A 7,988-nucleotide genomic window follows, 5' to 3' on the forward strand; every position below is an offset into this window, starting at 1 on the left:
GACGGCGCCGGGACCCCGGCGCCGAACTGACGACGACACACGGGAGAGAACTCATGGCCGACATGACGGCGGATCAGGGCGAGCGATTGCGCCGGCCGGCGGGGGTCCGCTCGATACGGCTGGGCGACACCACGGTGTCGTACGTGCCGGACGGTGATGTGCGGCTGCGCCCCCTGGACGTGCTCCCGGACAGCACCGGCGAGGTGTGGGCCGCGCACCCGGAGTACCTGGACGCCGGGGGCCACCTGGTCGGGAGCGTCGGCAGCCTGCTGGTGGAGCACGGCGACCGCGCGCTGCTGATCGACGCGGGCTTCGGCCCCCGGTCGCACGCCGCGCCGGCCGGGCCCCTCGCCACGATCCGCGGCGGCGCGCTCCCGGACGGCCTGGCCCGGCTCGGCCGCGCCCCCGAGGACATCGAGGCGGTGGCCTTCACCCACCTCCACGCCGACCACCTCGGCTGGGCCGCCCTCCCCGCCCCCGGCGGGGACCGGCCGCTGTTCGCCCACGCCGACTACCTGGTCTCCGCGCCGGAGTGGGAGCAGCGGGACCTCGCGGACGAGCAGGTCGCGGCCCTGGCCCCGCGCGTCCGGACGATCGCGGACGGGCAGGAGGTCTTCCCGGGCGTCCGCGTGCGGATCCTCCCCGGGCACACCCTCGGGCACGCCGAGTACGTCATCACCGGGGGCGGCCGGCGGCTGATCGCCTTCGGCGACACCGCGCACTCGCCGATCCAGATCGACCACCCGGACTGGTCCTCGGGCTTCGACCACGACCTGACCCGGACCGCCGAGCACCGCCGCCGACTGGTCGCCGAGCTGGCGGAGCCCGGCACGTTCGGCTTCGGCGTGCACTTCGCCGACGTGGTGTTCGGCCACGTCCGGCAGGGCGGGTCCGGTCCGGCCTGGCAGCCGCTGGACGCCTGACCCGACGGGCCGGTCAGCCGGCCTGCCAGCCGTGTTCGAGGAGGTCGAAGGCGGCGTCCAGGGCCCGCGCCGGGTCCGCCGAGTCGCGGGCGAGCGCCGAGGCTTCGAGGGTGAACCGGGCCAGCGCGGCGCAGCGCGGGTCGTCGGGCTCGGCGCCGGTCGCGTCGGCGACGGCGCGGGCCAGGGCGTCCTGGTGGCGCGTCCACATCCGGCGGGCGTACTCGCTCAGCGCGGGGGTGTCGCGGACGAGGTCCGCGAAGGCGCGGAACCGGGGGTCGGCGTCCGGGGCGCGCAGCTGGGCGTCCTCGACGTACGCGCGCAGCGCACCGGGGACGGAACGGTCCGGCGCCCGGTCCCGCACGGCCGCCACCAGGTCGGCCTCCCGGTCGGTCTCCTGGTCGAAGACCAGGGCCTCCTTGCTGGGGAAGTGCTTCAGCAGCGTCGTCGTCGACACGTCCGCGGCCTCGGCGACGTCCCGGACGGTCACCCGGTCGTAGCCGTGTTCGGTGAAGAGGCGGAGGGCGGCGTCCGCGAGGGCCTGGCGGGTGGCGGCCTTCTTGCGTTCGCGGCGTCCGACGGTGGCATCCATACCGGCATCGTACCGGAAGGTGTGCGAGACAAAAAGTTGTGTCATTGCACTTTTGTACTCGGTGTGCTTTTGTGAGGGTGCGGCCGGTGAGCCGGGGCCCCGGCCCGGCCGCACCTCCCGCCCGCCCGCCACCGCGTGGCCCGTCGGGAGCACCGTCCGGTCCACCGCCCCGCATCGCGCCACCCAGCAGGAAGGCCACTCCCATGTCCACCAGCACGTCCCGCATCGCCATCGTCGGCGCCGGTCCCGGCGGCCTGATCTGCGCCCGCGTCCTCCAGCGCCACGGCGTCCCCGTCACCGTCTACGACCTCGACTCCTCCCGCACCGCCCGTGACCAGGGCGGCAGCCTCGACATGCACCCCGACTCCGGCCGGCGCGCCCTGGCCGAGGCCGGAGTGCTGGACGCCTTCCTCGCACTGGCCCGCCCCGAGGGCCGGCAGATGCGGGTGGTCGGCCGCGCCGGGGCCGTCCTCTTCGACGCCCTCGGTCCGGAGGACGACGAGGAGGGAAGCCCCGAGATCGACCGAGGTCAACTGCGCGAGCTGCTCCTCGATTCCCTCGCACCGGGCACCGTGCGGTGGGGGCACCGGCTGGAGAGCGCCGAACCGCTCGGCGACGGTACCCACCGGCTGCGCTTCGCCAACGGCGCCACCGCCGAGACGGACCTCCTGGTCGGAGCCGACGGCGCGTGGTCCACGGTCCGCGCACTCGTGTCGCCCGCCCGGCCCGGCTACACCGGCGTCACCTTCGTCGAGACCGGCCTGGACGACGCCGACGCCCGCCACCCCCGGCTCGCCGCCCTCACCGGCGACGGCACCATGATGGCCCTCGACGACAACCGGGGGATCATCGCCCAGCGCAACAGCGGCGGCCACATCCGGGTCTACGCCGGGCTGCGCACCGACGAGGCCTGGCACCGTCGGGCCGGCCTCGACCTGACCGACACCGCCGCCGTCCGGGCCGCGCTGGTCGGGGAGTTCGACGGTTGGAGCGGTGACCTGCTCGGCCTGGTGACCGACGGCGACACCGGCTACGTCAACCGGCCCCTGTACGCGCTGCCGGTGCCGCACAGCTGGCCGCACACCCCCGGCGTCACCCTGCTGGGCGACGCCGCCCACCTGATGTCCCCCTTCTCCGGCATGGGCGCCAACCTCGCCATGCTGGACGGCGCCGACCTCGCCCGCGCCGTCCTGGACCACCCGACCGTCGACGGCGCCGTCACCGCGTACGAGCGCGTCCTGCTGCCCCGTTCCGCCGCGGCCGCCGCCGACGCGGCGGAGGGCATCGAGGGCGCCTTCGCCCCCGACAGTGCCGAGCAGCTCCTGGCCCACTGGGGGGACCACCAATGACGGCCGGTGCGTCGCGGGAAGGCCCGCCCGCCCCCGGATCCGGCGACGGCCGCCGTTCGGGCGGCGGCCCCGACGGCCCGGTGAACCGGATCAGCCGGGCGCGCCCCGTGCGGTGTCCGCCGCCACCGGTTCGGGGGAGGCCGCCGAACGTGACATCGTGTGCGTGAAGCCGTCAACCGGCAGCACCCTTCCAGGAGGTCCCGTATGAGCAGCGAATCAACGTCGTCCGACCACGCCGAGAACACCGAGAAGGCCACGGGCGCGGAGGCCGACCAGGCCGCCGCGGCGCCCGCCACGCAGGACGACGTCAAGGCCCGGTTCCTGGCCGCGCTGGAGCGCAAGCACGGCACCAAGGGCGGCGCCGCGTCCGGCGGCCCGAACGGCGACTCGAAGATCCACGGCGCCCACGCCGCGGCCGGCGGCAAGCGCAACTTCCGCCGCAAGAGCGGTGGCTGAGCACTCGACCGCTCGGGCGGCGCCGGATCCGGCGCCGCCCGGTCCACCTGGCGTCTGCGCCGCCCGGTCCCTCGCGGGGCGGGCGGCGGAGCCGTTCACCCGGGCCACGGTCCGCGGGCCGGTCGGGCAGGTCGGGCCGGCCCGGCCGGTCAGGCGGGCAGGGAGGCCAGCCAGTCGGTCAGGAGCCGGTTGACCTCGTCCGGTCGTTCCTGCTGGATCCAGTGCCCGCAGCCGTCGAGGACGTGGCAGGAGAGCAGACCGGGAAGCGTGACGGGGTAGGCCGCGATCGCCTCGGCCAGCCAGGTGGTGGAGGCGTCCAGGGCGCCGCCGGCGAACAGCGAGGGCTGGGTGATCGGGGCGCCGTCGAAGCGGGCGAGGTCCTCCCAGTCCCGGTCCATGCTGCGGTACCGGGCCAGCGCCCCGCGCAGGCCGGTCCGCTCGAACTCACCGGCGTAGAAGTCGAGGTCCTCCGCACTGAGCCAGCCGGGCAGCCGGCCGGCGGGGAACCGGTCGCGCAGCGTCCCGCCCGGGCCGACGAAGTGCGGGTCGGGTGCGCCCGGGGCCGGCATGGTGTCGGCGGACAGCGCCGCGTAGAAGCCCGCGAGCCAGCCGCGCACGTCGGGTTCGATCTCGGCCTCGGCGCGGCCCGGCTCCTGGAAGTAGGCGACGTAGAACTCCTCGTCGCCGCCCATCCCCGCGAAGGCCTCGCTGGGGCGCGGCCCCCCGCGCGGCAGGTACGGGACGCTCAGCAGTCCGACCGCACGGAACACGTCCGGCCTGACCAGGGCGGAGTCGGCGGCGATGGTCGCCCCCCAGTCGTGCCCGACGATCACCGCGGACCGCTCGCCCAAGGCGTGCACCACCGCGACGTTGTCCTCGACGAGGTCGAGCATCCGGTACGCGGCCGGGTCCTCGGGTGCGGTGGAGCGCCCGTACCCCCGGACGTCGACGGCGACCGCGCGGTACCCGGCCGCGGCCAGCGCGGGCAACTGGCGGCGCCAGGAGTACCAGGACTCCGGGAACCCGTGCACCAGCAGGACCAGCGGCCCGCTGCCCTGTTCCACCAGGTGGATCCGGCCGCCGGGGGTGGGGACCAGCCGGTGGGTGGCGCCCGCGAGGTGGGGTGACATGCGTCCTCCTGACGATTCGGTCGGCCGGGCGCGGGGTGGCGCTCCGGCGCACGCTGTCTCGCCGCCGATCATGGTGCGCCCGGTCGGCTCCGGGCGAGGGCTGTTGCCGGTTCGGCAAACCGCCCGGCCGGGCCCCGGCTCGCGTGCTTCCGGTTGCCCGCGCTCCCCGCTACCGCGCCGCGAACGGGCGGCCGGGGCCGAAGGCCAGGGCGGCGAAGCGCTCGCCGATGCGGCGGTGCGCGGCGGTGTCCGGGTGGAGCGCGTCGGGCAGCGGCAGCTCGGCGAAGTCCGCCTCGCCGTACAGCTCGCGGCCGTCGAGGTGGTGCAGGTTCGGGTCCTGGGCGGAGCGCTGCCGGACGATGCGGGCCAGCTCCTCCCGGATGACGCGCAGGGTGAGCCTCCCGCCCGCCCGCTCCGCCGGGTCGCCGGTGGCCAGGAACCGCAGGCGCCCGGTGGCGAGGGCGGTGAGGTCCGGGGCGCTGGGGCCGGGGGTGTCCTCGTGGATGGGGCAGAGGATGGACGAGACCACCAGCAGCGGCGCTTCCGGGTGCCCCTCGCGGATGGTGTCGAGGAAGCCGTGGACGGCCGGGGTGAAGGCGCGCAGCCGCATCAGGTCGGTGTTGACGAGGTTGATGCCGATCTTGACGCTGATCAGGTCGGCGGGGGTGTCGCGCATGGTGCGGGCGGTGAACGGGTCGAGCAGGGCGCTGCCGCCCAGGCCCAGGTTGACCAGCTCCGCGCCGCCGAGCGCGGCGGCGAGCGCCGGCCAGGTCGTGCTGGGGCTCGCGGTGTCGGACCCCTGGCTGATCGAACTCCCGTGGTGCAGCCAGACCTTGCGGCCCCGGTCGGCCGGGTGCTGCTCGACGGGGGCGTCCGTGCGCAGCGCCACCAGTTCGGTGGTCTCGTTGTGCGGCAGCCAGATCTCGACGTCCTTGACGCCCTCGGGCAGTGCGGGGAACCGGGCGGTGCCGACCGGCCCGGGCCGGGTCCGCGCGGATCCGGTGGCCAGGTCGACGGTCAGGGTGTTGCCGGTGGGGACGGTGGACTGCCCGGCCGGGCGCCCGTCGACGAGCAGGTCGTACACGCCGTCCGGGCGGGGCGGTGCGCCCGGGTAGACCCGCTTGGTGGGCAGGGTGTCCAGTTCGATCGCGGTGGCCCGGGTGCGGAAGGCCAGGCGTACGCCGGAGGGCTGGGACTCGGCCATGGCCAGCTGGCCGTCGGTGTTGCGGGCGCGGACCCAGGCGGGCAGCCGGTGCGGGAGCAGACCGTGTTCGGTCCGCTCCAGGTCCAGGGCACCGCGCAGCAGCTCCGCGGTGACGGGCGTGGTGATCCAGGTGTGCGGGGTGGTGTTCATCGTCTCAACCTTGTGCTTCGGGAAGTGCGGGGGCGTCGGCCCGGACGCGAGCCGGTCGGCCGGTCGGGCGCCGACCGTGGCGGGCGGGGGCCCGGGTCAGGGCGCGGGCCAGTTGCGCAGCAGGGCGTCGAGGGCGTCCAGGATCCGTGTCCAGGACTCCTGGGAGTCGGGGGCGCTGTGGCTGAAGGCCTCGGCCAGCTCCAGGCTGACGTAGCCGTGGAAGACGCTCCCCAGCAGGCGGACGGCGTGGGTCTGGTCCGGTTCGGTGAGGTCGTACCCGCGCAGGATCGCCCGCGTCATCTCCGCGTGGCGGCCGCCGGCGCTGGTCGCCGCCTCCGGGGTGAGCGGCTGACGGGTCGCCGCGTACCGGCCGGGGTGCTGGCGCGCGTAGTCGCGGTAGACGTCGGCCAGCGCCGTCAGGGCGTCCTTGCCCGCCCGCCCGGCCAGCGCGTCGGCGCCGCGGTCGGCGAGCTCCTCCAGGGCGAGCAGGGCGATCCTGGTCTTGAGGTCCTGGGAGCTCTTGACGTGCGAGTACAGGCTCGCGACCTTGACGTCGAACCGCCTGGCGAGCGCCGAGACGGTCACCTGCTCGAAGCCGACCTCGTCGGCCAGCTCGGCGCCCGCCCGTGTCAGGCGCTCGGTGGTCAGCCCTACGCGTCCCATGTCCCGTCCTCTCGTTCGACAGGATCGATGATGCATTTGCCTAATACCTTTAGGCAAATCGACGGGATATGTAGGGACGGGTGGTGCGGCGGCCAGGGTGCGGGCGGGTCGCGGGAGCGGGCTCCCCGTTCAAGTGATTGACAGCGTTCCGTCATGGGAGTTCACTTCGTGAAGAAAGGTCCCGGCCGGGCTCTCCCACGACCCCTCCAGACCAAGGCGGTTGCGTATGCCCTCGTCGATCCACCGACAGTCCCTGGCAGCCACGTTCGGGCTGCTGCTGGCCATGGTCGCGACCTTCGCCTGGGGACCGGCCCAGGCCACGGCGGCCCCGACCTCCGTTCAAGCAGTGAACTTCGAGGACAACTTCGACGGCCCCGCCGGGTCGGCGGTCGACGCGGGCAGGTGGCAGACCGAGACCGGCGACAACGTCAACAACCACGAGCGCCAGTACTACACGGCCGGGAACGCGAACGCCGCGCTGGACGGCCAGGGCCACCTGGTGATCACGGCGCGCCGCGAGAACCCGGCCAACTACCAGTGCTGGTACGGAACCTGTCAGTACACCTCGGCCCGGCTGAACACCTCCGGCCGGTTCGCCCAGGCCTACGGGCACGTCGAGACCCGGATGAAGGTCCCGCGCGGCCAGGGCATGTGGCCGGCCTTCTGGATGCTGGGCAACGACATCGGCCAGGTCGGCTGGCCGAACAGCGGCGAGATCGACGTCATGGAGAACGTCGGCTTCGAGCCCGGCACGGTGCACGGGACCATCCACGGCCCCGGCTACTCGGGCAGCGGCGGGATCGGCGCCGGGTACAGCCTCCCGGGCGGCCAGGCCTTCGCGGACGCCTTCCACACCTTCGCCGTCGACTGGGCGCCCGACTCGATCTCCTGGTCCGTGGACGGCACGGTCTACCAGCGCCGCACCCCGGCCGATCTCGGCGGCCGGAGCTGGGCGTTCAACAAGCCCTTCTTCCTCATCCTCAACCTCGCCGTCGGCGGCTACTGGCCCGGTGACCCGGACGCCGGCACCGCCTTCCCGCAGCAACTGGTCGTGGACTACGTGCGGGTGACCACCTCCGGCGGCACCCCCACGGGCGGCACCCTGACCGGGCTGGCGGGCAAGTGCCTGGACGTGGCCGCCGCGGGCACCGCCAACGGCACCCAGGTCCAGCTCTACACCTGCAACGGGACGGCCGCGCAGCGCTGGACGGTCGGCGCCGACGGCACGGTGCGCGCGCTCGGCAAGTGCCTGGACGCCAATGCCGCGGGAACCGCGGACGGCACCAAGGTGCAGCTGTGGGACTGCAACGGCACCGGCGCCCAGCGCTGGTCGTACAACGCGGCCACCCGCGACCTGGTCAACGTGCCGGCGAACAAGTGCCTGGACGTGGCCGGCAACAACCCGGCCGATGCCACCGCGACCCAGCTCTGGAGCTGCACCGGCGCCGGCAACCAGAAGTGGACGCTGAACCCCTGACGAACGGCGCCGGGGGCCCGGCGCCGGGGGGGGGGCGGGGGCGGGGG

General features: G+C 74.7%; 8 protein-coding genes. 4 read left to right on the forward strand and 4 right to left on the reverse strand.

Features of this window, described 5'->3' with window-relative positions:
- The first annotated feature begins 53 nt into the window (after positions 1 to 53).
- Positions 54 to 923, forward strand: coding sequence for an MBL fold metallo-hydrolase (locus tag ACFWA9_RS10555; RefSeq protein ID WP_380385416.1), 870 nt, complete (start codon positions 54 to 56; stop codon positions 921 to 923).
- A 13-nt stretch (positions 924 to 936) separates the two neighbouring features.
- Here ACFWA9_RS10555 and ACFWA9_RS10560 read toward each other — a convergent pair whose 3' ends face one another.
- Complete coding sequence (locus tag ACFWA9_RS10560) at positions 937 to 1,512, reverse strand: TetR/AcrR family transcriptional regulator (RefSeq protein WP_380385419.1); 576 nt, start codon at positions 1,510 to 1,512, stop codon at positions 937 to 939.
- A 203-nt stretch (positions 1,513 to 1,715) separates the two neighbouring features.
- Here ACFWA9_RS10560 and ACFWA9_RS10565 point away from each other — a divergent pair, with 203 nt between their 5' ends.
- Positions 1,716 to 2,861, forward strand: coding sequence for an FAD-dependent oxidoreductase (locus ACFWA9_RS10565; protein ID WP_380385422.1), 1,146 nt, complete (start codon positions 1,716 to 1,718; stop codon positions 2,859 to 2,861).
- 204 nt (positions 2,862 to 3,065) lie between these two features.
- Positions 3,066 to 3,317 (forward strand): DUF5302 domain-containing protein, encoded by a 252-nt coding sequence (locus tag ACFWA9_RS10570; protein WP_359810302.1) that lies wholly within the window; start codon positions 3,066 to 3,068, stop codon positions 3,315 to 3,317.
- A 149-nt stretch (positions 3,318 to 3,466) separates the two neighbouring features.
- Here the strand turns inward: ACFWA9_RS10570 and ACFWA9_RS10575 are convergent, their stop codons facing one another.
- The 3 genes from ACFWA9_RS10575 to ACFWA9_RS10585 all read right to left on the reverse strand — a co-directional run bounded on the left by ACFWA9_RS10575 (position 3,467) and on the right by ACFWA9_RS10585 (position 6,464).
- The gene (locus ACFWA9_RS10575) at positions 3,467 to 4,447 is read right to left on the reverse strand and encodes an alpha/beta fold hydrolase (RefSeq protein ID WP_380385424.1); all 981 of its coding nucleotides are present in this window, start codon (positions 4,445 to 4,447) and stop codon (positions 3,467 to 3,469) included.
- A 169-nt stretch (positions 4,448 to 4,616) separates the two neighbouring features.
- Positions 4,617 to 5,801, reverse strand: coding sequence for a GDSL-type esterase/lipase family protein (locus ACFWA9_RS10580; protein ID WP_380385427.1), 1,185 nt, complete (start codon positions 5,799 to 5,801; stop codon positions 4,617 to 4,619).
- A gap of 96 nt (positions 5,802 to 5,897) precedes the next feature.
- Positions 5,898 to 6,464 (reverse strand): TetR/AcrR family transcriptional regulator, encoded by a 567-nt coding sequence (locus tag ACFWA9_RS10585; protein WP_380385429.1) that lies wholly within the window; start codon positions 6,462 to 6,464, stop codon positions 5,898 to 5,900.
- 283 nt (positions 6,465 to 6,747) lie between these two features.
- Between ACFWA9_RS10585 and ACFWA9_RS10590 the strand changes: the two genes are divergently transcribed.
- Positions 6,748 to 7,941 (forward strand): ricin-type beta-trefoil lectin domain protein, encoded by a 1,194-nt coding sequence (locus tag ACFWA9_RS10590; RefSeq protein WP_380385438.1) that lies wholly within the window; start codon positions 6,748 to 6,750, stop codon positions 7,939 to 7,941.
- The last annotated feature ends 47 nt before the right edge of the window (positions 7,942 to 7,988 follow it).

The organism is Kitasatospora sp. NPDC059973, assembly GCF_042737525.1.
Classification (GTDB): Bacteria; Actinomycetota; Actinomycetes; order Streptomycetales; family Streptomycetaceae; genus Kitasatospora.